This window comes from Ensifer sp. ENS02, assembly GCF_014851885.1.
GTDB classification, from domain to species: Bacteria; Pseudomonadota; Alphaproteobacteria; order Rhizobiales; family Rhizobiaceae; genus Ensifer; species Ensifer adhaerens.
On sequence record NZ_JACVAO010000005.1, the window covers coordinates 328,288 to 349,777 of the forward strand.

General features: G+C 63.1%; 24 protein-coding genes. 17 read left to right on the forward strand and 7 right to left on the reverse strand.

The annotated features are described in order from the left end of the window. Position 1 precedes the first annotated feature (1 nt). Both IB262_RS13175 and IB262_RS13180 read right to left on the reverse strand, forming a co-directional pair. Positions 2-979: a peptidase U32 family protein gene (locus IB262_RS13175; protein ID WP_034790618.1), complete on the reverse strand. Its 978-nt coding sequence runs from the start codon at positions 977-979 to the stop codon at positions 2-4. Next, entirely contained in the window at positions 970-1,488 is a 519-nt protein-coding gene (locus IB262_RS13180; protein WP_034790616.1) for an SCP2 sterol-binding domain-containing protein, read from the reverse strand. Before IB262_RS13180 ends, IB262_RS13175 begins: the two co-directional genes overlap by 10 nt. Positions 1,489-1,603: 115 nt before the next feature. On the opposite strand from IB262_RS13180, the gene IB262_RS13185 reads away from it, so the two are divergent. Next, a complete protein-coding gene (locus IB262_RS13185; protein ID WP_034790612.1) occupies positions 1,604-3,115 on the forward strand; it encodes a UbiD family decarboxylase in 1,512 nt (503 codons plus the stop codon). After that, positions 3,112-3,702, forward strand: a complete 591-nt coding sequence (locus IB262_RS13190; RefSeq protein ID WP_034790605.1) for a UbiX family flavin prenyltransferase — start codon at positions 3,112-3,114, stop codon at positions 3,700-3,702. Before IB262_RS13185 ends, IB262_RS13190 begins: the two co-directional genes overlap by 4 nt. A gap of 1 nt (position 3,703) precedes the next feature. Here IB262_RS13190 and IB262_RS13195 read toward each other — a convergent pair whose 3' ends face one another. From IB262_RS13195 to IB262_RS13205, 3 genes are all read right to left on the reverse strand, one after another. Then, a complete protein-coding gene (locus tag IB262_RS13195) occupies positions 3,704-4,393 on the reverse strand; it encodes an NnrU family protein (protein ID WP_192493650.1) in 690 nt (229 codons plus the stop codon). A gap of 10 nt (positions 4,394-4,403) precedes the next feature. Continuing rightward, positions 4,404-4,832 (reverse strand): hemerythrin domain-containing protein, encoded by a 429-nt coding sequence (locus tag IB262_RS13200; protein WP_051659203.1) that lies wholly within the window; start codon positions 4,830-4,832, stop codon positions 4,404-4,406. 78 nt (positions 4,833-4,910) lie between these two features. Next, entirely contained in the window at positions 4,911-5,066 is a 156-nt protein-coding gene (locus IB262_RS13205; protein WP_089044838.1) for a hypothetical protein, read from the reverse strand. A gap of 122 nt (positions 5,067-5,188) precedes the next feature. On the opposite strand from IB262_RS13205, the gene IB262_RS13210 reads away from it, so the two are divergent. The 6 genes from IB262_RS13210 (at position 5,189) to IB262_RS13235 (ending at position 10,800) form a co-directional block, all read left to right on the forward strand. Beyond that, entirely contained in the window at positions 5,189-5,746 is a 558-nt protein-coding gene (locus tag IB262_RS13210; protein ID WP_089044839.1) for a cytochrome c oxidase subunit 3, read from the forward strand. A 5-nt stretch (positions 5,747-5,751) separates the two neighbouring features. Next, complete coding sequence (locus tag IB262_RS13215; RefSeq protein WP_034790601.1) at positions 5,752-6,030, forward strand: cytochrome C oxidase subunit IV family protein; 279 nt, start codon at positions 5,752-5,754, stop codon at positions 6,028-6,030. Between the two features lie 158 nt (positions 6,031-6,188). Next, complete coding sequence (locus IB262_RS13220; RefSeq protein ID WP_060521133.1) at positions 6,189-6,641, forward strand: cytochrome c; 453 nt, start codon at positions 6,189-6,191, stop codon at positions 6,639-6,641. Positions 6,642-6,665: 24 nt separating this feature from the next. After that, positions 6,666-8,012 (forward strand): nitric-oxide reductase large subunit, encoded by a 1,347-nt coding sequence (locus IB262_RS13225; protein ID WP_060521134.1) that lies wholly within the window; start codon positions 6,666-6,668, stop codon positions 8,010-8,012. A gap of 65 nt (positions 8,013-8,077) precedes the next feature. Beyond that, entirely contained in the window at positions 8,078-8,890 is an 813-nt protein-coding gene (locus IB262_RS13230) for a CbbQ/NirQ/NorQ/GpvN family protein (RefSeq protein ID WP_060521135.1), read from the forward strand. A gap of 8 nt (positions 8,891-8,898) precedes the next feature. After that, positions 8,899-10,800 (forward strand): nitric oxide reductase activation protein NorD, encoded by a 1,902-nt coding sequence (locus IB262_RS13235; protein WP_060583505.1) that lies wholly within the window; start codon positions 8,899-8,901, stop codon positions 10,798-10,800. A gap of 459 nt (positions 10,801-11,259) precedes the next feature. Here IB262_RS13235 and hemN read toward each other — a convergent pair whose 3' ends face one another. Continuing rightward, the gene (hemN, locus tag IB262_RS13240) at positions 11,260-12,612 is read right to left on the reverse strand and encodes an oxygen-independent coproporphyrinogen III oxidase (protein ID WP_112976901.1); all 1,353 of its coding nucleotides are present in this window, start codon (positions 12,610-12,612) and stop codon (positions 11,260-11,262) included. A 224-nt stretch (positions 12,613-12,836) separates the two neighbouring features. Between hemN and IB262_RS13245 the strand changes: the two genes are divergently transcribed. From IB262_RS13245 to IB262_RS13260, 4 genes are all read left to right on the forward strand, one after another. Beyond that, positions 12,837-13,115 (forward strand): DUF2249 domain-containing protein, encoded by a 279-nt coding sequence (locus IB262_RS13245; protein ID WP_034790571.1) that lies wholly within the window; start codon positions 12,837-12,839, stop codon positions 13,113-13,115. Positions 13,116-13,250: 135 nt separating this feature from the next. Next, entirely contained in the window at positions 13,251-14,630 is a 1,380-nt protein-coding gene (locus IB262_RS13250; RefSeq protein ID WP_060521138.1) for a hypothetical protein, read from the forward strand. Beyond that, positions 14,611-15,141 carry a DUF2249 domain-containing protein gene (locus tag IB262_RS13255; protein WP_089044842.1) on the forward strand — a complete coding sequence of 177 codons (531 nt, stop codon included), beginning with the start codon at positions 14,611-14,613 and terminating at the stop codon, positions 15,139-15,141. The genes IB262_RS13250 and IB262_RS13255 overlap by 20 nt, the downstream gene beginning before the upstream one ends. Further along, positions 15,128-15,454: a metal-sulfur cluster assembly factor gene (locus IB262_RS13260; RefSeq protein ID WP_034790566.1), complete on the forward strand. Its 327-nt coding sequence runs from the start codon at positions 15,128-15,130 to the stop codon at positions 15,452-15,454. Before IB262_RS13255 ends, IB262_RS13260 begins: the two co-directional genes overlap by 14 nt. Positions 15,455-15,522: 68 nt before the next feature. Here the strand turns inward: IB262_RS13260 and IB262_RS13265 are convergent, their stop codons facing one another. After that, a complete protein-coding gene (locus IB262_RS13265) occupies positions 15,523-16,746 on the reverse strand; it encodes an NnrS family protein (protein WP_060583513.1) in 1,224 nt (407 codons plus the stop codon). A 338-nt stretch (positions 16,747-17,084) separates the two neighbouring features. Here IB262_RS13265 and nirK point away from each other — a divergent pair, with 338 nt between their 5' ends. The 5 genes from nirK (at position 17,085) to IB262_RS13290 (ending at position 21,172) form a co-directional block, all read left to right on the forward strand. Further along, positions 17,085-18,221, forward strand: coding sequence for a copper-containing nitrite reductase (gene nirK, locus IB262_RS13270; RefSeq protein WP_060583514.1), 1,137 nt, complete (start codon positions 17,085-17,087; stop codon positions 18,219-18,221). A 102-nt stretch (positions 18,222-18,323) separates the two neighbouring features. Beyond that, positions 18,324-19,241, forward strand: coding sequence for a formylglycine-generating enzyme family protein (locus tag IB262_RS13275; RefSeq protein ID WP_090297304.1), 918 nt, complete (start codon positions 18,324-18,326; stop codon positions 19,239-19,241). Between the two features lie 124 nt (positions 19,242-19,365). Continuing rightward, a complete protein-coding gene (locus IB262_RS13280) occupies positions 19,366-20,064 on the forward strand; it encodes a Crp/Fnr family transcriptional regulator (RefSeq protein ID WP_034790556.1) in 699 nt (232 codons plus the stop codon). 265 nt (positions 20,065-20,329) lie between these two features. Next, on the forward strand, positions 20,330-20,575 hold the full coding sequence (locus IB262_RS13285; RefSeq protein WP_192493651.1) for a hypothetical protein: 246 nt from the start codon (positions 20,330-20,332) through the stop codon (positions 20,573-20,575). 54 nt (positions 20,576-20,629) lie between these two features. Continuing rightward, positions 20,630-21,172, forward strand: coding sequence for a hypothetical protein (locus tag IB262_RS13290; RefSeq protein WP_192493652.1), 543 nt, complete (start codon positions 20,630-20,632; stop codon positions 21,170-21,172). Positions 21,173-21,490 lie beyond the last annotated feature (318 nt).

The following is a 21,490-nucleotide window of genomic DNA, read 5'->3' on the forward strand; positions in this document are numbered from 1 at the left end:
ATTACCTCCAGCGCTTTTCGTAGGCGCCTGTTGTCGTCTTCTGGCCTTCGCTGAGCGCCTTCAGCCGCGACACCAATGCGGGCCGCTCGGTGGCGCTGGCGGTCAGCGCCCGCCGCATCACTGACACGACCTCGGCGACATAGGCCTTGCCGCGCTGCCGGCCCTCGATCTTCAGCGCGCTGACGCCGGCGCTGCGCAGGGCATCGATATGGTCCATGACGTCGAGTGAAACCGGGTCCTCGAAGGCGTAGCCGCGGTCCTCCGCAATGTCGAAGCGCCCCTTGCAGAGCGTCGGATAGCCAGCGGCTTCGCCCGCCGGGAAGCGGTTGATAGTGTAATCGCCGAGCTCGGACACCAGCTCGCGTCCGTCCTGGCGATAGCGCACGTGGCTTGCGGGCGAGCAGACACCGTTCATGTTGGGCGACTTGCCCGTGGCGTAGGAAGAGAGCGAACAGCGCCCCTCGGCCATGACACAGAGGCCGCCGAAGGCAAAGACCTCGATCTCGCAATCGATCTGTTTGGCAAGGCGAGCGATGTCGGCGATCGTCAGGGTGCGCGGCAACACAACGCGTTTTGCCGCGAAGGTCTCGACGAGGAAGCGCACGGCGTCGGCATTCGAGGCCGAGGCCTGGACGGAAACGTGCAGCCGCTGCTGCGGATGGCGTTCCACCGTATAAGCCATCAGGCCGAAATCCGCGAGGATGACGGCATCGGCACCAAGTGCCACGGCGTCATCCACCGCCTGATGCCAGAGCGTCTCCTGGCCGGCGCGCATGAAGGTGTTGATCGCAACAAAGGTCATCACCCTGCGCTGCTTGGCATAGGCAATTGCCGTTCGGAGTTCGTCGCGCGAGAAGTTCAACCCCGGAAAATTGCGGGCGTTCGTCTCGTCGCGAAAGCCGCAATAGACCGCGTCGGCACCGGCATCGACGGCTTCGCGGAAGGCAGCTGGCGTGCCGGCGGGGCAGATCAGTTCCATTGGGGAGCCTCCTCCTTGAGAACGCGGCCAAGCGCACGTTCGCGGATCTTTTCTCCCGCGCGGCGCACGAGCGGGGCCAGCGGTCCGGCCATGTCAGCGAGATCGCTTGGAAGGTCGATCTCGCAGTCGTCGAGTGCGTTGCGCAGCGCCAGCATCGCCTCCATGTCGCCGCTGACGGCAAGATCGCGCGAAAAGAACACGGCGTCGCCGTCGATGCGGCCCTCGAGCAGCGCCAAGAGCAGTACGAGCTCGCCTTCCATGCAGGCATCGGAAACCGGCGTGCGCTCCTTGCGATGTACGGAGATGCGCGGCACGGCCGGTTCGACAAGGAAGCCGATCGGCAGGTCAGACGGCTGGAAGGCGTAGCGCTTGGCTGCATGATCCGCGAGACGGTCGAAGAGGCCCGGATGGCTCGCGATCACATGGGCAAAGACGCGCTGCACCACGCTTTCGATGGCGACGATGGGAACGAAGCTAAGGGGGGCGGTGATCGCGAGCGGAAGTGTCATTTGCTACCTGTGGAGCGTCGGAATCGAACGATGCGGCGCATGCTAGTCGCCTGCTGCCGGTCGTTGTTTGCGCCACGTCAAAGACAAGGGCCATTCGCCGCCACAAACAGGCTCCATGAACAGGACCTTTCGCCCGTCAAAGGGCTTTGCAACGCTTCAGGATTTTATCGACGCGCTCGAGCGCGAAGGCGATTTGAAGCGGATTTCGCGACCGGTTTCGCTGGTGCATGAGGTGACCGAAATCCACCGCCGCGTGCTTGCCGCCGACGGGCCGGCGCTTCTCTTCGAGCGGCCGGTCGATGCGACAGGCGCCGCACAACCGATCCCGCTTCTGACCAATCTCTTCGGGTCGGAACGCCGGATCGAGCGTGGTTTCGGCCTGGCGCCGGGCGGGCTCGATGCGCTTGCGGGTGAACTTGCGGAGCTGCGCGATCCGAGAGCGCCGCAGTCGCTGCGCGACGCCTGGGATCGGCTGCCTCTGCTCCGATCGGCGATGTATATGCGGCCACGAAAGGTAACGCGTGCGCTGTGTCAGGAGGTCGTCTGGCGCGATCAGGAAATCGACCTTGGGCGCCTGCCGGTTCAATGGTGCTGGCCGGGAGAGCCGGCGCCGCTGATTACCTGGCCACTGGTGATCACGCGCGCGCCGGATGATCCGTTCGATGTCAATGTCGGGATCTATCGCATGCAGGTGCTAGGGCCCGATCGCGCCATCGTGCGCTGGCTCGCCCACCGCGGCGGCGCCCGCCACCATCGTCTCTGGCAACGCCTGGGTCAGGACATGCCGATCGCGGTCGTCATCGGTGCCGACCCAGCGACGATCCTTTCTGCGGTCATGCCGCTGCCGGACGGACTGAGCGAGCTGAATTTCTCAGGCCTGCTTCGGCGCGGCAGGACGCAACTCGTGAAGGCGAAGACCGTGCCACTTTCAGTGCCGGCCAATGCGGAGATCGTGATCGAGGGTACGGTCTCGGCGAGCAAGACCGCGGAGGAGGGCCCCTATGGCGACCATACCGGCTATTACAATTCGGTGGAGCCGTTCCCGGTCATGCGTCTGTCGGCGATCACCATGCGTCGGAATCCGCTCTATCTTTCCACCTATACCGGCCGACCGCCGGACGAGCCTTCGCGGCTCGGAGAGGCGATGAACAGGCTGTTCGTGCCACTGGTTCGCAAGCAGTTTCCGGAGATATCCGATCTCTGGTTGCCGCCGGAGGCCTGCTCCTACAGAGCCATGGTCGTCGCGATCGACAAGCGTTATCCCGGTCAGGCCAAGCGCGTGATGATGGGGCTTTGGTCTGTCTTGCCGCAGTTCAGCTACACCAAGCTGATCATCGCCGTCGACCCGGATATCGACGTGCGCAACTGGTCCGACGTAATGTGGGCTCTTGCGACCCGCTTCGATGCCAGCCGCGACGTGACCGTGATCGAGGGCACGCCGATCGACTATCTCGACTTCGCGTCGCCACGCTCCGGCCTCGGTGGCAAGCTCGGGCTCGACGCCACCAACAAGATCGGCGCCGAGACCGACCGTGAATGGGGGCGGGTGCTCGAAATGTCGCCGGAGGTCGTGGGTCAGGTCGATGCGATCTGGGCCGGTCTCGGGCTTGGAGGGCTGACCCGATGAACCGGTTGAAGATCGTCCTCGGTGTCACCGGGGCTTCGGGTGCTGCGATTGCGGTGCGCATCGCGGAGCGGCTCAGCGAAATCGAAAGCGTCGAGCTGCATCTGGTTCTGTCGCCGGCGGCGCACCGCACGCTCGCGCATGAGGTCGGCGCAGGCGCTCTTCCATCCCTGCTGCGTCTGGCCGCGCGGACCTATGACCACGCCGATATCGGCGCGGCGATTGCGAGCGGATCGTTTTCGACGGCCGGCATGATCGTCGCGCCGTGCTCCATGCGCTCACTTGCGGCGATCTCTGCCGGCATGGCCGATAACCTCGTGGTACGGGCAGCCGACGTGCATCTGAAGGAGCGGCGCAGGCTGGTGCTGATGGCACGCGAGACACCGCTGCATCTCGGTCACCTGCGCAATATGTGCGCCGTCACGGAAATGGGGGCGATTATCATGCCGCCGGTGCCGGCCTTCTATCATCGGCCTGAGAGCGTCTCGGCCATCGTCGACCATCTGGCGGCCCGAGCGATCGACCTGCTGGCACTGCCGATCACCCCGCAGGCTATGGCCTGGCAGGGTGAGGACCAAAAATCATCGTGATCTAGGAGACGGTGGCCTGAAGCAGCGGATCGGCGCCGAACAGGACCTCGTGACCGCCAAGCAGCAGCCACACGGCAATCGCGACGGTGGCAAAGGCGGCGATGATCATCACGGGATCGGCGCGCAAACGGGTTTCGCTTCGGATGATGGCTGCAAAGGGCCAGACTGACGTGCCCTTCGAGGCCGCTTGCCAGTTGTCACCCAAACGCCGGCGGGCACGCTTTTCAAGCATCAAGAAGCCACCGGCGGAAAACAGTGCGAAACCGCCGAAAAGAACCAGCGCGCGCAAGTCGCCATTGGGCACGATGTGACCGGCGGCCCAGAGCAGGAAGCCCCAGAGCACCGGGTGACGGGTGATCGTTACGATGGCGCCGGGCCGCTCGTTTCCCTGATAGATGGAGATCGACAGCGCGTTTTCGCTGAAGAGGCCAGCCAGCACGAGAAAGATGCCGAGTGGCGCCAGCACGAAGGTTACCCAGGCCTGCCAGGCCGCCGGTTCCCAGAGCGGGATGAAATCGAGCTGAAGGGCCGCGTGAAAGACGAAGCCGAGAGCAAGCACGGAAAGAAGCGAATACACCGCGAAATAGGTCGAGCGACCGAGCCGGTCGATCAGGCCCTGGCGTAACGCCGGCCAGGCCGGCACCAGATGGAGCAGCAGGAAGACGGCGAAGGCGAGGAGAAAATAGGTCATATCGGTTGTCTCACGCATGGCGCCAGAGAAGCAGGCGCTCCGTTGCGACATGGCGGCGAACAGTTTCGAAGAAGCCCCGCAGCATGTAGCCGATCGCATCCCAGCTGAGCGATGGCCTGTTGTCGAGAACCGCCTTCAGCACACGTACCAGCTCGACGGCTGCCCGATCGTCCTGGTCATGCTCGGCGCGCAGCCGTGCGATCAAGGCGTAACGGCCGTCGTCTGCCCGCTGAATTTCGACTGCTGGAAACAGGATCATTTCCTCCAGCGCGTGGACGCGCCTGAGCTTTTCCGGCAGCTCCGTCAGGATCACGCGGCAGCTCGTCAGGTCGATGCGGCGCGGGATGGAATCGGCCAGCGTCTCGAGGCGATCACACAGGGATAAAAGCTCGCGGTAAGCCTGCCCCAGCTCGTGATGTTCTGAAAATTGCTGCTGCATCGATCTGCTCCGTTGAGTGTTGGTTCGAACTACACCCGACGGCAATGATCCTCTTTGACATTTCTCAAAGTCTGCAGATCAGCGATCGAGAAACAGAACGATGGCGATCGCAACGGAGGAGAGGATCGCCGACAGCGTCGCGCCGCGCTGAAGCACGCCCATGCGATAGAGCACGAGGGCGAAGACGATGATGATGGGGGTGGCGACGGAAAGGCCGATCTGTGCGTCTGTCATCGGAAGGCTCCTTTGTTGTCAGCCAATAGCCCCGCCCCCTGCCGGCTTCTTTGCTCAATCGCAAAGACAGGGTGCGCGCTCGCGCCTAGCTCGAACGATGTTTTTTGAACGGAGGCGCTGACATGGATGCCCGCAGTCATCCGATTGCCGCAACGGTGGAAGAGGATACGACGGACGCCTTGCTGCTCTGGGTGCTCGTCTGGAGTGAACTTGCCGCGTTCGGTATTCTGCTTGTCGGCTTCCTGATTGTGGGTCTTCTCCAGCCGGACGCGTTTGCCGCCGCCCGCTCGCATCTCGATCCGCTGCTTGCCGGTATCAACACGCTTGTTCTTTTGACAAGCGGCTGGCAGGCGGCCTTGGCGACGAGGCCGAGTGCATCACTTAAGCAGCGTCGGCGGGCGCTGGTGAATGCAGCACTTTTCGGCTTCGCCTTCGTGGGGATCAAGCTCTTCGAATATAGCGCCGAGGCCGGCGTTGCCGGCGATCCTCAGTTCGGCTCCTTCTTCGAGCTCTATTTTCTCGTCACGGGCTTCCATCTGCTGCACGTCGTCTTCGGTGCCTTCGTGCTCATCATCGTTGCCTGGCGACCGAAACCCGGCAATGTCGAGCTGATCACCACGCTCTGGCACGTGATCGATCTGGTCTGGATCGTGATGTTCCCGCTCGTCTATCTCGTGTGAGTGCCATGACCGATCGCAATCCCAGACAATTGTTCAAGACCTGGCTGCTGCTTGCCGTAGCCGTGATGTCGGGCATGGCGCTGATGGCGGTCGCCGGGCCGGCCACCCTCGTCATCGTCGTGTTGCTCGGGCTCGCCATCGTCAAAAGCCGGTTCGTCGCGCTCGATTTCATGGGGCTCCGGCAGGCGCCGTCGGCCCTTCGTCTTGGCCTTTTGATCTGGCCCGCAGCACTCGTCCTCGTCGCTGCAGCGAAGCTGGTCCTGAGCACTGCTTTCATCAGCTGAGGCTAGCCGCGGACTTGTTTGCCGAAACGCAAAGAAGCCGCCGCCGATTTCCCTAGACATGAGGTCGCCCCGATTGTTGCCGGCTGCGCCGCACGGGGAGGGGATCAGATCAGCCGGCCGCACTCTCAGCGGCCAACTGAAATCGAAAGGACCACGTGATGGCAGAACGCCTCACCAAAACCGGGGCCCGTAACGTCTTTTACGGCGGGTCCTTCTTTTTCTTCGCAATCTTCGTCGGGCTGACCGCCCACAGCCACTATTACATGCGGACGACTTCGACGGATGAGTCGACGCTGACCGATGCGGTCGCCCGCGGCAAACACGTCTGGGAAAAGAACTCCTGTATCAACTGCCACACGCTTCTCGGCGAGGGCGCCTATTTCGCGCCTGAGCTCGGCAACGTCTGGAAGCGATTCGGCGGCGAGGCCGATCCGGATGGCGCCCGCGATACGCTTAAGGCCTGGATGGCTGCCCAGCCGACCGGCATCGAGGGACGGCGGCAGATGCCGCAGTTCAATCTCACCGAACAGGAACTCAACGACCTCGCTGACTTCCTCGAATGGACGAGCCGCATCAAGACCCAGAACTGGCCGCCGAACGAGGCAGGTTAAGCGAACCGAGTGGAGTGTGACACCATGAAATACCAAACCCAAAAGGTCGCGATGCTCTATTTCTACGGAGCGCTTGGCCTGTTTCTCGCCCAGGTGCTGTTCGGCGTGCTTGCCGGCACCATCTACGTCCTGCCCAACACGCTCTCCGAGCTGCTGCCCTTCAACATCGTGCGCATGGTCCACACCAACGCGCTGATCGTCTGGCTGCTCATGGGCTTCATGGGCGCGACCTACTACCTGCTGCCGGAAGAGGCGGAAACCGAGCTCTACAGCACGAAGATCGCCATCGCGCAGTTCTGGATCTTCCTGATCGCCGCTGCCATTGCCGTCGTCGGCTACCTCATGCACATCCACGAGGGGCGTGAGTTCCTCGAGCAGCCCTTCGCGATCAAGGTCGGTATCGTCATCGTCGCGCTGATGTTCCTCTACAACATCACGCTGACGGTGTTGAAAGGCCGCAAGACGACCGTCACCAACATCCTGATCTTCGGGCTTTGGGGTGTCGCGATCTTCTTCCTCTTCGCTTTCTACAATCCGATCAACCTGGCGCTCGACAAGATGTACTGGTGGTACGTCGTCCATCTCTGGGTCGAAGGCGTCTGGGAACTGATCATGGCATCGGTGCTCGCCTTCCTGATGATCAAGCTCAACGGCATCGACCGTGAGGTCGTCGAAAAATGGCTCTATGTCATCGTCGGCCTGGCGCTCTTCTCCGGCATCCTCGGCACGGGCCACCACTACTACTGGATCGGCGCGCCGGGCTACTGGCAGTGGATCGGTTCGCTGTTCTCGACGCTGGAAGTGGCCCCCTTCTTCACCATGGTGGTCTTCACCTTCGTGATGACCTGGAAGGCCGGCCGCAAGCATCCGAACCGCGCAGCCCTCCTCTGGTCGATCGGCTGCTCGGTCATGGCCTTCTTCGGCGCTGGCGTCTGGGGCTTCCTGCACACGCTGTCTTCGGTGAACTACTATACCCACGGCACTCAGGTGACCGCGGCCCATGGACACCTCGCCTTCTTCGGCGCCTACGTGATGCTGAACCTCGCGGTCATGGCCTATGCCATCCCGGAGATCCGCGGCCGTGCGCCCTATAACCAGTGGCTGTCGATGGTGAGCTTCTGGATCATGTGCACCGCCATGTCGGTCATGACCTTCGCGCTGACCTTTGCCGGTGTTCTCCAGGCGCATCTGCAGCGCGTGCTCGGCGAAAGCTACATGGACGTCCAGGACCAGCTGGCGCTGTTCTACTGGATCCGCCTCGGTTCCGGTGCCGTCGTCCTGATCTCGGCGCTGATGTTCATCTGGGCCGTTCTGGTGCCCGGGCGCGAGCGCAGCGAGAAGCTCGCCGGCATCGTCCAACCCGCTGAATAACCGACCAGCCGGCGCGGTTCGCCGCGCCGGCATCTCCCCAAGAATTCCCAGCATGGAGACTTGCCATGAGCCCTGTCCAATCTGCCGTCAGTCGCGCGGCGCTCGATATCCCCGCCTACAGCCCCTCCGGCAATGAATGCGCGCTGTTCGAAAGCGCCTGGGTGCGACAGCTGCCGCTGCTCTTGAAGGGACCGACAGGATGCGGCAAGACCCGCTTCGTCAGCCACATGGCAGCGAAGCTCGGCCTGCCGCTTTCGACCGTTTCCTGCCATGACGATCTGGCCGCCGCCGACCTTACCGGTCGCTATCTGCTCAAGGGTGGCGACACCGTCTGGGTCGACGGCCCCCTGACCCGGGCCGTGCGCAACGGCGGCGTCTGCTATCTCGACGAGATCGTGGAAGCCCGCAAGGACGTCGCCGTCGTCCTGCATCCACTGACCGACGATCGCCGCATGTTGCCGCTTGAACGGACCGGCGAACTGCTCGAAGCACCGTCGAGCTTCATGCTGATCGTGTCCTACAATCCCGGCTACCAGAACCTTTTGAAGAGCCTGAAGCCGAGCACCCGTCAGCGCTTCGTGGCGATCGAGTTCGATTTCCTGCCGCGCAACGCCGAGATTTCAGTCGTTTCGCAAGAGAGCGGACTGCTGGAGAGCCAGGTGGCGCCGCTCGTCAACCTCGCGCAGCGCCTGCGCGCTCTGAAAGGGCATGATCTCGAAGAAGGCGTGTCGACCCGGCTGCTCGTCTATTGCGCCTCGCTGATTGATGCCGGAATGCCGGTGAAGGATGCGGTGCGGGCCGCGATGATCGAGCCTCTGACCGACGAACCGGATGTGCGCTCAGCACTTCTCGAAGTGGCCGGTTCTCTGATCGCCTGAGGTGAGCCATGCTTGATTTCCTCGAGCTCGAAGAAACCGTCGGACGAGCCTGGCACCGTTTCGTCGGCAACACCAGAACCTGGCGGCGTTATCCGGAGGAGGCGGTGAAGCTCGCCGACATGCTGCCGGTGCTCGGCGTTTGCTTTCGCGGACATGGCGGCGAGCCAGCGGTGCAGATCGTGCCCGCCCGCGGGCGCACGTCGACCCATCGCTTGCGGTGGCGGCAGCGCATGGGACTTGGCGAAGAGAAACTCGTCCAGCCGGCGCGCGACCACGCGTCCTTGATGCTGCCGGGCGAGATCGACATTTTTCCGACGAAAGACCTGAACCGGGATCTCTATCACTGGCTCGTCGCCTATATGGCGACGATGCCGGTCGACCCCGTCAGCGAGACCGATCCGCTCCGTCGTGACCTGGCGCTGATATCGCGCGCGCTGGAGACGGTCGAGGACGTCTTCCAGCGGTTCCCAGGCCTTAGGCGGCGCTATCGGCGTCTGGCCGAGGCTACCCTTGCCGAGCGGAAGCGGGGCGCTCTGCCGTCGATCGAGCAGCATCTTGAAAACCGCGTCCTGCGGCTGTTGCGCAGGGCCACAGGCGAGGCAGATACGACGCTGCCGGTGATCTTCCCGCATCGTGCGCCGCCCGGCTACCTGCCGATGCTGCCGATGCCGCTATGGCCGGACACGCTGTTGCGGGCCGAAACCACGACCGTGCGCGACGAAGATGTGGCCGCGACAGCGGGCACGCAGAGTGAGGGTGTCGAGGTTGAGCGCCACGTGGCGGTGCGCGAAAACCCGGAGAACCGCAAGGGCGAACGCAGCCCGTTCATCCTCAATCGCTTCGAGAAGATCCTGGCCATGGCCGAGATGGTCAACGTCGACCGTCCCGGCGACGACAGCGACGACCACGACAGCAAGGCTGCCGAGGAACTGGACGACATGACGCTCGGCGAGCGCAAGGGACGGCCCTCGGCGCGATTCCGCTTCGATCTCGATCTGCCGCCGGAAGCCGTCGATCCGACGCCGCTGACGGCCGAGCTGACCTATCCCGAATGGAACTACCGGACCGGGCAGTACCTCAAGGACCATTGCCGCGTGCTGGCAATGCCGGCTTCCGCCCAGGAAGAGCGGAGCGAACTGACCGAGGAAAGCCGGAGCTTGATCCGCCGGGTGCGGCGCCAGTTCGAAGTGCTGCGCCCGCGGCACGAGATGCTGCGTGCACAACTTGACGGCGCCGATCTCGATCTCGACGCGGTCGTGCGTGCCCGCACCGATCTCGCCGCCGGCGGCCAGGGCAGCGACCGCATCCATCTGATGAGTCGGCCGCAGGTGCATGACCTGGCGGTGACGATCCTCGTCGACGTGTCGCTGTCGACCGATTCCTGGTCAGACAACCGGCGGGTGCTCGACGTGGAAAAAGAAGCTTTGCTCATCCTTGCGCACGGGCTGTCGGCCTGCGGCGACAACCACTCGATCCTTACCTTCACCTCAAGGCGGCGTGACTGGGTGCGGGTGGAAACCGTGAAGGCCTTCAACGAGGCTATGGGGCCGCTGGTCGAAGCGCGCATTGCCGCACTGAAACCCGGCTACTATACCCGCATCGGTGCTGCGATCCGGCATGCCTCGGCCGAGCTTCGTCGGCAGCCGAACCGCAAGAAGCTCTTGCTTGTTCTGACCGATGGCAAGCCCAACGATATCGATCACTACGAGGGGCGTTTTGCGCTCGAGGATAGCCGTCGCGCGGTCACGGAGGCACGGCGCAGCGGCATAAACACCTTCGCTGTCACGGTCGACCGGGAGGCGAAGTCCTACGTGCCCGCCATGTTCGGCCAGAACGGCTATTCCGTAGTCGGCAACATCTCGCGGCTGCCGGCGGCACTGCCGGCGATCTACCGCAATCTGGTGGGGTAGGGCGGTCCCCAAGTCGAGAGAGAAGCAAGAGGCCCTGCAACCGCCGGGCCTCTTTGATTCAACGGAAGCCGTATGCCCGCCGCGCGTGCGCCGTTTCGCGGCCATTCGGGACGGATTTGCCGATCCGCTCGCGGCTATTCTCGGGGGGAGGAGGCTGGGTCTCGATGCTCGGGAAAAGCCGGCATGACGTGTTGGATGGGCAGTTTTGCCAAAGTGTATCGCTGAGCTGCCAGCGATAAGCTTGGAAACGGCTCGTTTTCAGGGAGCGCAGTTGCCCCAAACTTCGTCATCGTCGCCCTTGAGGCGAGGATCCAAGGCGCATCCGAACGTATTTCGTGGCACAAAACAACGAAGTGCTCGGGTCGAGCCCGAGCATGACGGAAGAGACGGATGACGCTTTGCCGGCGTGATTGCGCCGGGAAGGCTCGCAATACCAAACCTTCCCGGCGATCAGCGCACTCAAGCCGCCTTGCTGTGCACCCTCTGGGACTCGTCGATATAGGCGTCGAAGGCCGCCGCCACCGCGCGGATGACGAAGCGGTGCTCGGGACGCACCGTGATGACGCCATCAGCGATATCGATCACGCTATCCTTTCGCAGTTCGGCCAGTTTGCTATTGCCGTCGACGAACGATTGCCAGTCCCGGCCATGCGCTGCGGCGATTGCGGACATATCCGCGCTGAAATCGCACATCAGCCGTTCGATGATCGCGGCGCGCAAACGGTCCTCGTCGGTCAGTCGGTAGCCCTTGGTTGTTGCGAGCCGTCCCGATGCGATGCGGCTTGCATAGACGCCGGGGGGGACCTCGTTCTGGACATAACCGTCGTGCGAGCGGCCGATTGCCGAAGCGCCGAAACCTATCAGCGTTTCGCAAGTGTCGGTCGTATAGCCCTGGAAGTTGCGGCGGAGTTGCCCGGCCTCCTGGGCGGTGACGAGATCGTCGTCAGGAAGCGCAAAATGATCGAGGCCGATCTGGCGGTAGCCGGCTTTGACCAACGCTTCGCTGATCGCCATCGCCTGTTCGGCGCGGGCGGCACTGTCGGGCAGCGCGTTCTCGTCGATCATACGCTGGTGCTTCTTGAAGCTCGGCACATGGGCGTAACCGAAAACCGCGAACCGTTCCGGCCGCATCGCGACGGCCGCTTCGACCGTCTCGACGCAGGAGCGCACCGTCTGATGCGGCAGGCCGTAGATCAGGTCGAAATTGATGCCACCGATGCCCGCGCCGCGCAGATGGTCGACGGCTTCGGCCGTCTGCTTTTCGCTCTGGATGCGGTTGATCGCCTTCTGCACGACGGGATCGAAGCTCTGTACGCCGAGGCTGGCACGCCTAACGCCGCCTTCGCCGAGTGCCTCGGCCATGGCAAGCGTCAGCCGGCGCGGATCGATCTCGACGGCGACATTGGCCAATGGTGACAGCGCGAAGCGCTCGCCCATCAACGTCATCAGCGCAAGGAATTCACGTGGCTCGATGATCGTCGGCGTGCCGCCGCCAAAATGTACCTCCGAGACCGGAAGCGGCCGGCCAATGGTATCGGCGACCATGCGGATCTCGTCTCGGAGCACATCGAGATAGTCGAGGATCGGATCGTCCTTCTTGGTGATCGTCGTGTGGCAGCCACAGTACCAGCACATGGAACGACAGAAGGGGATGTGCAGGTAGAGCGACACGTTCTGCCCCTCGGGGATCGCCTTCAGCCAGTCGCCGTAGGTGTGATCGTCGACATCAGCGGCAAAGCGCGGTGCGGTCGGGTAACTCGTGTAGCGCGGCAGGCGCATTTCACCGTATTTCAGGAGCGCGGAAGCTAACATTTCGTCCTCATCTGGGTGGCGATGGATACAGCTTTTGTAGGCCGCGCTGGCAGGCACCTCTTTGCGAAAAGTCAAGGACGGGGTTGGTCGAGGCCAAAGCGAGATTTGTTTGCGCTTCGACAAAATGTCGCGGCGGCGCTGTCGCTAGGTTGCGGAAATCCGGGGCGTGTGCGCCGGCGTTTCCCGGATCATCATCAAACCACGGCGCTCAGAATCGGATAACCATGACCATTGCAGAGACCGACAAGCCCTTTATCGATGTGCGGACGATCCCGCCGGTAGAACGCCATCCGAAAATCTTCGGCATGTTGAACGCACTTGCCGAGGGTGGCGCCTTCATCATCGTTAACGACCACGATCCGCGTCCACTGCACTACCAGCTGGAAACCCGCTATCCGGGCGAATTCACCTGGGAATACCTCGAGCAGGGGCCGGAGGTCTGGCGAGTTGAGATCGGTCGGCAACAGTCCTCCGGCTGTGACTGCTGCTGCGGCGGGCACTGAGCCCCTGGTGTCCTTCAAGAGCGGGGTGAGAAAAAGCGTGCGTCATTTTCCGCTCTCATCCCGCTCCCACTTAGCAGAATCGATCACGCTTGTTCGGCTCGACCAGAGCCATCGTGATCCAAGGGTTGAACCACCATGTTCGCAGCCACGCTATCCCGCTGGACCATGTCCTATTTCGCGGCCGCGCTGATTTTCCTCGTCCTTGGCGAGACCATGATGGTTCTCGGCTTTGGTTATCCGGTCTTAGCCCTTGAGGCGCCTGAAACGCTGGCGCTCGTCCATATTGTCGCTCTCGGTTGGCTAAGCCTGCTGATGACCGGCGCATTGCTGCAATTCGTACCTGTTCTCGTCGGCCAGCCGCTGTCCTTGCCGACCGTCGCCCTGCCGGCGCTCCTCTTTCTTATCGTCGGCATCGCCACCCTGACCCTCGGCTTCGTCGGTCTTTCCGGTGCGATCGATGTTCCCGTGACGCTGCTTCCTCTTGGAGCCGCTTTCTCGATCGTTGGCTTTTCGGTGCTGGGCTTTTCCTTCGCAGTCACGCTTTGGCATGCACGCCCCCTACCACTACCGGCCCGCTTCGTCGCGGTCGGCCTTGCCGCTCTCTTCGGCACGATGCTGCTCGGCGGCGTCTATGCTGGCGTGCTCTCGGGCCTGATCGACGCGGCGGGCGCGATCGACCTCACCGTCGATGGTCTCTCGCTTCATGCCTCCCTCGGCCTCTGCGGCTGGTTGAGCTTCACCACCATGGGCGTCAGCTATCGACTTTTGACCATGTTCATGCTGTCGCCAGACAAAGAGCGGACAAGCAGCCGTGTTGTCTTCATGCTTGGTGCCTTTTGCCTCGGCGTTCTGGCGGCCGCAGTGCCCGTCATTCTCGTGGGCACCGTTGGTCGCTCGCCGCTTTTCCTCCTTGCCGTCGGTTCCGGCGCGGCCGTGGTCGCGATCTATGTCGGCGATATCCTGCGTATCTATCGGGAGCGCCGGCGCAAGGCGATCGAACTCAACAGCCGCGCCAGCATCGGCGCCTTCGTGTCACTGGTCGCCGCGGCTATGCTCTTCGTCGCGCTGCTCTCGGCCGGCCGCCTTGATGAGGCTATCGGCGCCGTTATTTATCTCGCCACCTTTGGATGGCTGACGGGCATGGGGCTCGCCCAGCTCTACAAGATCGTGCCGTTCATGACCTGGCTCGAATGTTACGGGCCGGCGCTTGGGCGCATGCCGACCCCGAGGGTCCAGGACCTCGTCAGCGAAACGTCCGCCCTTCGCTGGTTCCGGCTCTTTTATCTGACGGTCGCGGTTGGCTCGCTCGCCCTCCTGATCGGCAGCGCGCCTATTTTTCGTTTTGCAAGCCTCGGCCAGTTGATTGCCGTCAATGCGCTCATCCTGGAGTTCGTGCGAACACGGCGACTGATCAACGTTCCGGCCGAACTTCGATTGCCTGATGGACTTGTTCGACCAGGCCTGTTTCTGCCATCTTTTCCTCACGGAGGTTCCCATGAGCCAAGATCCTTATGAACTCGACGTCCGACCGCACTTGCGCGGCGGCAGCGACCCGTTCCAGGCCATCATGAATGCAGTCGACAGCCTGGCGCCGGGCCAGGCGCTGAAGCTGATCGCGACCTTCCGGCCCGTTCCGCTCTTCAGCGTCATGGCGGGTCGCGGCTTCACCCATCAGGACCGCCCGCTCGACAATGGCGACTGGGAGGTTCTGTTTACGCCCGAAGGCGAGGTCGAGGGGATCAGGCTTTCGGTCAGCGAAACGGATCTCGACGCCTGGCCCGACCCGAGCCGCCAGCTCGACCTGACAGAGCTCGATCCGCCGGAGCCTATGGTGCGCATTCTGGCAGCGGCCGAGAAGATGTCCGAAGGCGAGGTTCTGTTCGCCTTGCTCGCGCGCGAACCGCTGTTCCTTTATCCGGAGCTCGCCAAGCGCGGCCACAAATGGGCCGGCAATTTCGATGCGACCGGCGAGACCTACCGGATCCTCATCCGAATCGGTGGGAGGCGCTCCCATGTCGGCGCCTGAAACCCTGGACCTCGAGGCGAGGATCCGCGATGCCTTGCGCATCATCATCGACCCCGAAATGGGCAAGAACGTCGTCGATCTCGGCCTGATCTATGACATCGACGTTCAGGAGGGCGGCATTGCCCGTGTCACCATGACGACGACGATCAAGGGCTGCCCGGCGACTGCCTTCCTCAAGGAAGCGGTGCAGAACTGCGTCTGGTATGTGCCGGGTGTCGAATATGCCGAGGTCCGGCTGACGTACGAGCCGCCGTGGACGCCTGACATGATCGCCGACGGCGCGTTGGAACTTGGCCACGGCAGCATCTTCTAGGACCAGCCTTTTAGAAAAGAAAAGGCGCCGCATCTGCGGCGCCTTTTGCGTTGGGTATCGACGTCCGGTCAGGGTGAGGCGCGCGGCGCGCGGCGCTCGCGCACCAGCATCGGTCCGTATTCGAGCGTGAACAGCACAAAGGCCGCGATCCACAATGCACCCGAGAGCGCGATCAGGTGATGATAATGCTCCGGCAGCACCTCGGCCAGCGGCCGGATTAGCGCGGCGCCCGCGATCGCGACATAGGAGGCGCTGGTGAGTGTCGATCCCACCAGCGGCCGCCCGGTATGGCCGCGAGTGGCGCGCGTCATTACGGCAAGCATCATGAAGGCGATCACGCCGACGGTCAGCACATGCATGACCGGGTAGTCGCTGAGGAGCTCGATCGCGCCGGCCGATATGGCCAGGAAGCCGAGCGGCACGAAGGCGTAAGCCGCGTGCAGAACGAAGAGCAGCTTCTCCGGCCAGGTCGGTGATCCGTGCCAGCGCAGCAACCGTACCGTATGAAAGGCGCACGCGATCACCGCAATCGCTGCGGTGACGATGTGAACGGGCGCGAAGGTCCAGGCACCGAGCGCTGCAACGCCGATCAGGATCGCCGCGGTGTCGAACCTGTTGTAGGGCACGGGGAAATCGGTGCGGCCAACTTTGTTCAGCCAGTTGCGAGTGAAGCTCGGCACGATGCGTCCGCCGACGATCATGATCAGCATGGTGTAGGCCCCGATCGCCAGCCGCGCTGCGGCGTCGACATCGAGATTGCCGAGGACCGAGAGGTGGAACCAGATATTGGCGGCCGACAAAATTATGAGCCCGCCGATCACCTTGAGGTCCTTCCACTTGCGACCGACGATCACCTCGCGCGCGCAGATCAGCAACAGCACCGGCAGAAACAGCGCCTCGACAGCGGCTGCGACGGGTAGACCGATGATGCCGCTCGACAGGAGAGCAACCCGACCAATGACCCAGAGTCCGAAGAGGGCAGCGAGCGGTCGGCCGGAAACCGGCAGCCTTCCCGTCCAGTTCGGGATCGCCGTCAACAGAAAGCCGCCGAGAACGGCGGAGGAAAAGCCAAACAGCATCTCATGCGCGTGCCAATGGGCGGCACCGTAGTCGCCGGCTAGGTCTAGTCCGAGAATCAGTGCGGCGATCCACAGCGCCATGGCGCCGATCGCCCAGAGGGCGGCTGCGAGGAAGAACGGCCGAAAGCCATAGGAGAAGAGCACCGGGCCGGTGGTCGAGAGTCCGCGCGGAATGCCGCCGCTCGGTTTCGGTCTTATCAATCTGTCCAACATGGTCGTGTTCCTCGTCGTGCGTCCTTGCGGACTTGCGGATGAGGCTTGATCTATCAATGGGTTCGAAGGCCCTCTTTGCGAAAACGCAAGTATCGCTGCCCGGTCGGACCGCCGACGTCGCAAGGCGTAAAGAAAAGCGATCTCCTCGCAACGATTTGTTCCAAGACAAAGACGAGATTCGTCTGTGGTTTTACTTCTCTAGTGACTGCTGGGGGACCGGTGGTCGAGACCGGAGGTGAGGCCGCCCGAGTCGGCGCCGCCCACCCTAACTCGTTGAATACAGGCGCGTTTCGCAGAAGGCCAATCCCGGCCGCTGGAACGCGCCGAAGGAGAGCAAGATGACTGAAAAACTTCAGATGACCCGCCGGACGATGCTTGCCGGCGCTGCCCTGGCGGGCGCGGTTGCGCCGCTTCTCCACACCGCTCAGGCGCATGCCGCTGGCGCTGCCGCGGCAGCCGGTGCTGCCCCCGTCGATATCTCGACCCTGCCTCGCGTGAAGGTCGACCTCGTCAAGCCGCCTTTCGTGCACGCCCATGACCAGGTCGCCAAGACCGGACCGCGCGTCGTCGAGTTCACCATGACGATCGAGGAAAAGAAGCTGGTGATCGACCGCGAGGGCACTGAGATCCACGCGATGACCTTCAACGGTTCGGTGCCTGGTCCGCTGATGGTGGTGCATGAGAACGACTATGTTGAACTGCGGCTGATCAACCCTGACACCAACACGTTGCTGCACAACATCGACTTCCACGCCGCAACCGGTGCGCTCGGCGGCGGGGCGCTGACCCAGGTGAACCCGGGCGAGGAAACCACGCTTCGTTTCAAGGCGACCAAGCCCGGCGTCTTCGTCTACCATTGCGCGCCGGAGGGCATGGTGCCCTGGCACGTCACCTCGGGCATGAACGGCGCCATCATGGTGCTGCCGCGCGACGGACTGAAGGACGAGAAGGGCCAGCCGCTGACGTACGACAAGATCTACTATGTCGGCGAGCAGGACTTCTACGTGCCGAAGGACGAGGCCGGGAACTACAAGAAGTACGAAACCCCCGGCGAAGCCTATGAAGATGCTGTCAAGGCGATGCGCACGCTGACCCCGACCCACATCGTCTTCAACGGTGCGGTCGGCGCGCTGACCGGCGACCATGCTTTGACTGCGGCCGTGGGCGAGCGTGTGCTCGTCGTCCATTCGCAGGCCAACCGCGATACGCGGCCGCACCTGATCGGCGGGCATGGTGACTATGTCTGGGCGACCGGCAAGTTCCGCAACCCGCCGGATCTCGACCAGGAAACCTGGCTCATTCCGGGCGGAACCGCGGGCGCTGCCTTCTACACCTTCCGCCAGCCGGGTGTGTACGCCTACGTCAACCACAACCTGATCGAGGCGTTCGAGTTGGGTGCCGCCGGCCACTTCAAGGTGACCGGCGAATGGAACGACGATCTGATGACATCGGTCGTCAAGCCGGCGTCGATGTAGCCGGGTGACAGCGGATGATCGTGGGGCCGCGCTCACAGCGACCCCACGCGCGAACAAAGGCACGCGCTTGCCGGCGCGTGCCACTTCCCCCGGAGACCTTCCATGCCCACCACCAAGAAAACTGCGGTTTCGCTCCTCTCGCTAGCAGCACCGGTCGTCCTTTTGGCGGCAATCGGCGGCGTGCTTTCGGCGAAGGTGGGGCTGTTCGACGATCTCAAGGACGGCATCGATCCGTCGATCAGGCCGCCGGTGACCGTGACGATCGCGCCGCGACAGATGAGCTATCGGGCGGAGGGACACTTCCTGAAGAACGGTTTTGCCGTCGACGCGCCGATCGTGGTGGCAGCCATCAAGCAGCCGCTCGAGATCATGAAGTATCAGGTGACGCGCGACGACTACGAGCGCTGCGTCGCCGATGGCGGCTGCCAGCAGCCGGAGGGCGGCCATGGCGCCGGCCTGTCGGGTGTGCCGATGACCGGGGTCAATTACACGGACGCAACCGACTATGCGGCATGGCTGACCAAGAAGACCGGAGAGGTCTGGCGCCTTCCGACCGACCAGCAATGGGCGTTTGCCGCCGGGTCCAAATTCCCCGACGATGCGCTGGGGATCGACGGCACCAAGGACAATCCGGCGCTGCGCTGGCTTGCGGACTACGAGCGCGAATCCAGCCGGCAGAGGGCGAAGAACCCGATGCCGCTGCCCACGGGCGCCTTCGGTGAGAACGAGTATGGGGTTGCCGATCTCGACGGCAATGTCTGGGAATGGACCGAGACCTGCCACCGCCGCGTCACGATCGGCGACGACGGCGAGGTGCTGAAGGAGGCTCCCGCTTGCGGCATCTTCGTCGTCAACGGCAAGCACCGGGCGTCGATGAGCTTCTTCATCCGGGATCCGAAGAGCGGCGGCTGCGCCGTCGGCGTGCCGCCCGACAATCTCGGTTTCCGGCTCGTGCGCGACGGCCGCTGGTATTCGGGCTACCTCTATGCCTTTGAACGGCGGCTCCACGGTGCGGGCTGAGATGAGACGGCCGATGAAATTGCTGGGAAAACCGTCGCTCGGGCATAAATGCCGGGTCCTTTTGCAGGACCCGGCACTATGCTAGAGCAAAGGCAATTTCAAATCGGCAGGATATAGGGCCAACGTGGCTGCACTCGATCGCACACTCGTCAAATCGCTCCCCCTGTTTCAGAAGATGAGCGACCCGGAACTGGACACGCTGCTGACGCGCGCCACGGTGCGGCGCGTGCCGCAGAACGAAGCCGTGTTCGAACAGGGGGCCACGGCCGATTTCTTCTTCCTGCTGCTGAATGGCCGGCTGAAGGTGACCCAGGTCACCAAGGACGGGCAGCAGATCATCGTGCGGGTCGTCAATCCCGGCGATCTCTTCGGTTTTGCCCGAGCGCTCCAGCGCAGCGACTATCCGGGCACCGCAACGGCGGCGACCGAAAGTCTGGTTCTCGCCTGGCCGACGGAGCTCTGGAACATCTTCGTCGAGAAAAATCCTCACCTTGCTGTGAATGCCCTCCACACCATCGGCCAGCGGCTCGACGAGGCCCATACCCGTATCCGCGAGATGTCGACTGAAGAGGTCGAGCGCCGCGTCGCGCACACGGTGCTCCGGCTCGCCGAACAGGCTGGCAAACCCGAAAGCGGCGGCATCCGCATCGACTTTCCGATCTCACGCCAGGATATCGCCGAGATGACCGGGACAACGCTGCACACGGTTTCGCGCATCCTCAGCGCCTGGGAGGGGCAGGGTCTGGTCGTCGGCGGACGGCAGAAGCTGACGCTGAAGGACATTCCCGGGCTGCGGCGCCTGGCGGAGCGCGCCGACAACTAGCCCGACCCTTGACCGCCTCCATATGGGGCAAGCCGTCCGTCCCAAGAACGACAGATCACCAGCCCCTCAACGACCGGTCGTTTCTCGAACGACGTCCGTAAAGCCGAGGCGGACGTAGCACGCGCGAAGGTCGCACTTGCCGAGCGGGACCTGGAGAACACCATCGTGCGGGCGCCTTTGACGGCAAGATCGTCGGTTTGCGCACGGCGGTCGGCAAGGGCGTGGTTCCTGCCAAAACGCTGTTCACTTTAATCGATACCGCCGAATGGGAAACCGTCGCCTTCTTCCGCGAAACAGAGCGACCGCCATAGGCAGCCGCGCCTATGTCTTCGTCATGGCGGGTCCGGAACGTCGTATTTCCGGCACGGTCGAGGGTGTCGGCTGGGGCGTGCGCTCGGAAGATTCCGCGACGATCCTCGGCATACCGATCGTTTCCGACTCGTTGAGTTGGGTGAGGGTCGCCAAGCGCTTCCTGTGCATGTGTGGCTTGAAAATCCGCCGGAGGACCTGATGCCAGTCGGGGCTTCCGCGGTCGTCGTCATCGGGCCCGCGCCTAACGACGCCGATGCTGTTCCAGCCGCGAAGTAGCGTCCGCTACACGTCGATCCTCTGGGACGAGTTGCAGCCTTATCCGGGCCGGCTGGACCTTTCCCTGCGCATGGCGCTGGTCACCACGCTGGTTGCTGTGACGGCGATGGCGCTGCAGGTCCCCGAAGCAGCGATCTCCTTTTATCTCGTCTTTTTCGCGTTCACAGCCGATGCCGGCATCCTGATCGCCATCGGCTTGCTTGTCAGGGCGACGATCGGGATTCTGCTGGCCATCGTCTGCCTCATGTTGGCGGCGGACGAACCGGTACCGCGCCTGGCACTGATCGCCTTATTTACCTTCGGCGGCATGTACCTGACGCAGGCAAGCCGCGCCGGACCGCCGATCGGCACGGTCGTCATGGTCTTTGCGTTTGTCATGACGCTCTACGACATCGTGCCGATCCCGGAACTGCTGATCCGCGGGCTCGCCTGGATGTGGGTGGTCGTGTTCTTCCTGGTGGTCTACCTGGTAGAAAATGCCGAGGCGAGGAAAGATCGTAGATCTCATAGCGCAGAGTGACGTCCGCATCCACTGGCTGAATATTCCTCCCGGGCTCTACTCGGCGACAGCGACAACGTCTCTTTCCAGCCAGCATCGGAAGAGAACCCTGGAGATCACGTGTGAAAATCTAGGCCACCTTTGTCTCGGTGCTGGTTGACCACGATGCAGGCAAGCAAGTGAGTCGCCTCGTAAGTACACGGTTGTGGGCGCGGACGCGTCTGGCCCAGCGTCCCCATCCCATAGCCGTTTTGAGTATCTTCGGCATCCCATCGGGTGAGTTGCATGTCGCTGCCGCGGCTGTAACGTGACGGATCGCGAGGCATGTCTTACTGTGCG

Bases quoted from the DNA above. Each gene is read 5' to 3' on its own strand.
- IB262_RS13175 (WP_034790618.1), bottom strand. From the start codon at position 979: ATGGAACTGATCTGCCCCGCCGGCACGCCAGCTGCCTTCCGCGAAGCC.
- IB262_RS13180 (WP_034790616.1), bottom strand. From the start codon at position 1,488: ATGACACTTCCGCTCGCGATCACCGCCCCCCTTAGCTTCGTTCCCATC.
- IB262_RS13185 (WP_034790612.1), top strand. From the start codon at position 1,604: ATGAACAGGACCTTTCGCCCGTCAAAGGGCTTTGCAACGCTTCAGGAT.
- IB262_RS13190 (WP_034790605.1), top strand. From the start codon at position 3,112: ATGAACCGGTTGAAGATCGTCCTCGGTGTCACCGGGGCTTCGGGTGCT.
- IB262_RS13195 (WP_192493650.1), bottom strand. From the start codon at position 4,393: ATGACCTATTTTCTCCTCGCCTTCGCCGTCTTCCTGCTGCTCCATCTG.
- IB262_RS13200 (WP_051659203.1), bottom strand. From the start codon at position 4,832: ATGCAGCAGCAATTTTCAGAACATCACGAGCTGGGGCAGGCTTACCGC.
- IB262_RS13205 (WP_089044838.1), bottom strand. From the start codon at position 5,066: ATGACAGACGCACAGATCGGCCTTTCCGTCGCCACCCCCATCATCATC.
- IB262_RS13210 (WP_089044839.1), top strand. From the start codon at position 5,189: ATGGATGCCCGCAGTCATCCGATTGCCGCAACGGTGGAAGAGGATACG.
- IB262_RS13215 (WP_034790601.1), top strand. From the start codon at position 5,752: ATGACCGATCGCAATCCCAGACAATTGTTCAAGACCTGGCTGCTGCTT.
- IB262_RS13220 (WP_060521133.1), top strand. From the start codon at position 6,189: ATGGCAGAACGCCTCACCAAAACCGGGGCCCGTAACGTCTTTTACGGC.
- IB262_RS13225 (WP_060521134.1), top strand. From the start codon at position 6,666: ATGAAATACCAAACCCAAAAGGTCGCGATGCTCTATTTCTACGGAGCG.
- IB262_RS13230 (WP_060521135.1), top strand. From the start codon at position 8,078: ATGAGCCCTGTCCAATCTGCCGTCAGTCGCGCGGCGCTCGATATCCCC.
- IB262_RS13235 (WP_060583505.1), top strand. From the start codon at position 8,899: ATGCTTGATTTCCTCGAGCTCGAAGAAACCGTCGGACGAGCCTGGCAC.
- hemN (WP_112976901.1), bottom strand. From the start codon at position 12,612: ATGTTAGCTTCCGCGCTCCTGAAATACGGTGAAATGCGCCTGCCGCGC.
- IB262_RS13245 (WP_034790571.1), top strand. From the start codon at position 12,837: ATGACCATTGCAGAGACCGACAAGCCCTTTATCGATGTGCGGACGATC.
- IB262_RS13250 (WP_060521138.1), top strand. From the start codon at position 13,251: ATGTTCGCAGCCACGCTATCCCGCTGGACCATGTCCTATTTCGCGGCC.
- IB262_RS13255 (WP_089044842.1), top strand. From the start codon at position 14,611: ATGAGCCAAGATCCTTATGAACTCGACGTCCGACCGCACTTGCGCGGC.
- IB262_RS13260 (WP_034790566.1), top strand. From the start codon at position 15,128: ATGTCGGCGCCTGAAACCCTGGACCTCGAGGCGAGGATCCGCGATGCC.
- IB262_RS13265 (WP_060583513.1), bottom strand. From the start codon at position 16,746: ATGTTGGACAGATTGATAAGACCGAAACCGAGCGGCGGCATTCCGCGC.
- nirK (WP_060583514.1), top strand. From the start codon at position 17,085: ATGACTGAAAAACTTCAGATGACCCGCCGGACGATGCTTGCCGGCGCT.
- IB262_RS13275 (WP_090297304.1), top strand. From the start codon at position 18,324: ATGCCCACCACCAAGAAAACTGCGGTTTCGCTCCTCTCGCTAGCAGCA.
- IB262_RS13285 (WP_192493651.1), top strand. From the start codon at position 20,330: ATGGGAAACCGTCGCCTTCTTCCGCGAAACAGAGCGACCGCCATAGGC.
- IB262_RS13290 (WP_192493652.1), top strand. From the start codon at position 20,630: ATGCTGTTCCAGCCGCGAAGTAGCGTCCGCTACACGTCGATCCTCTGG.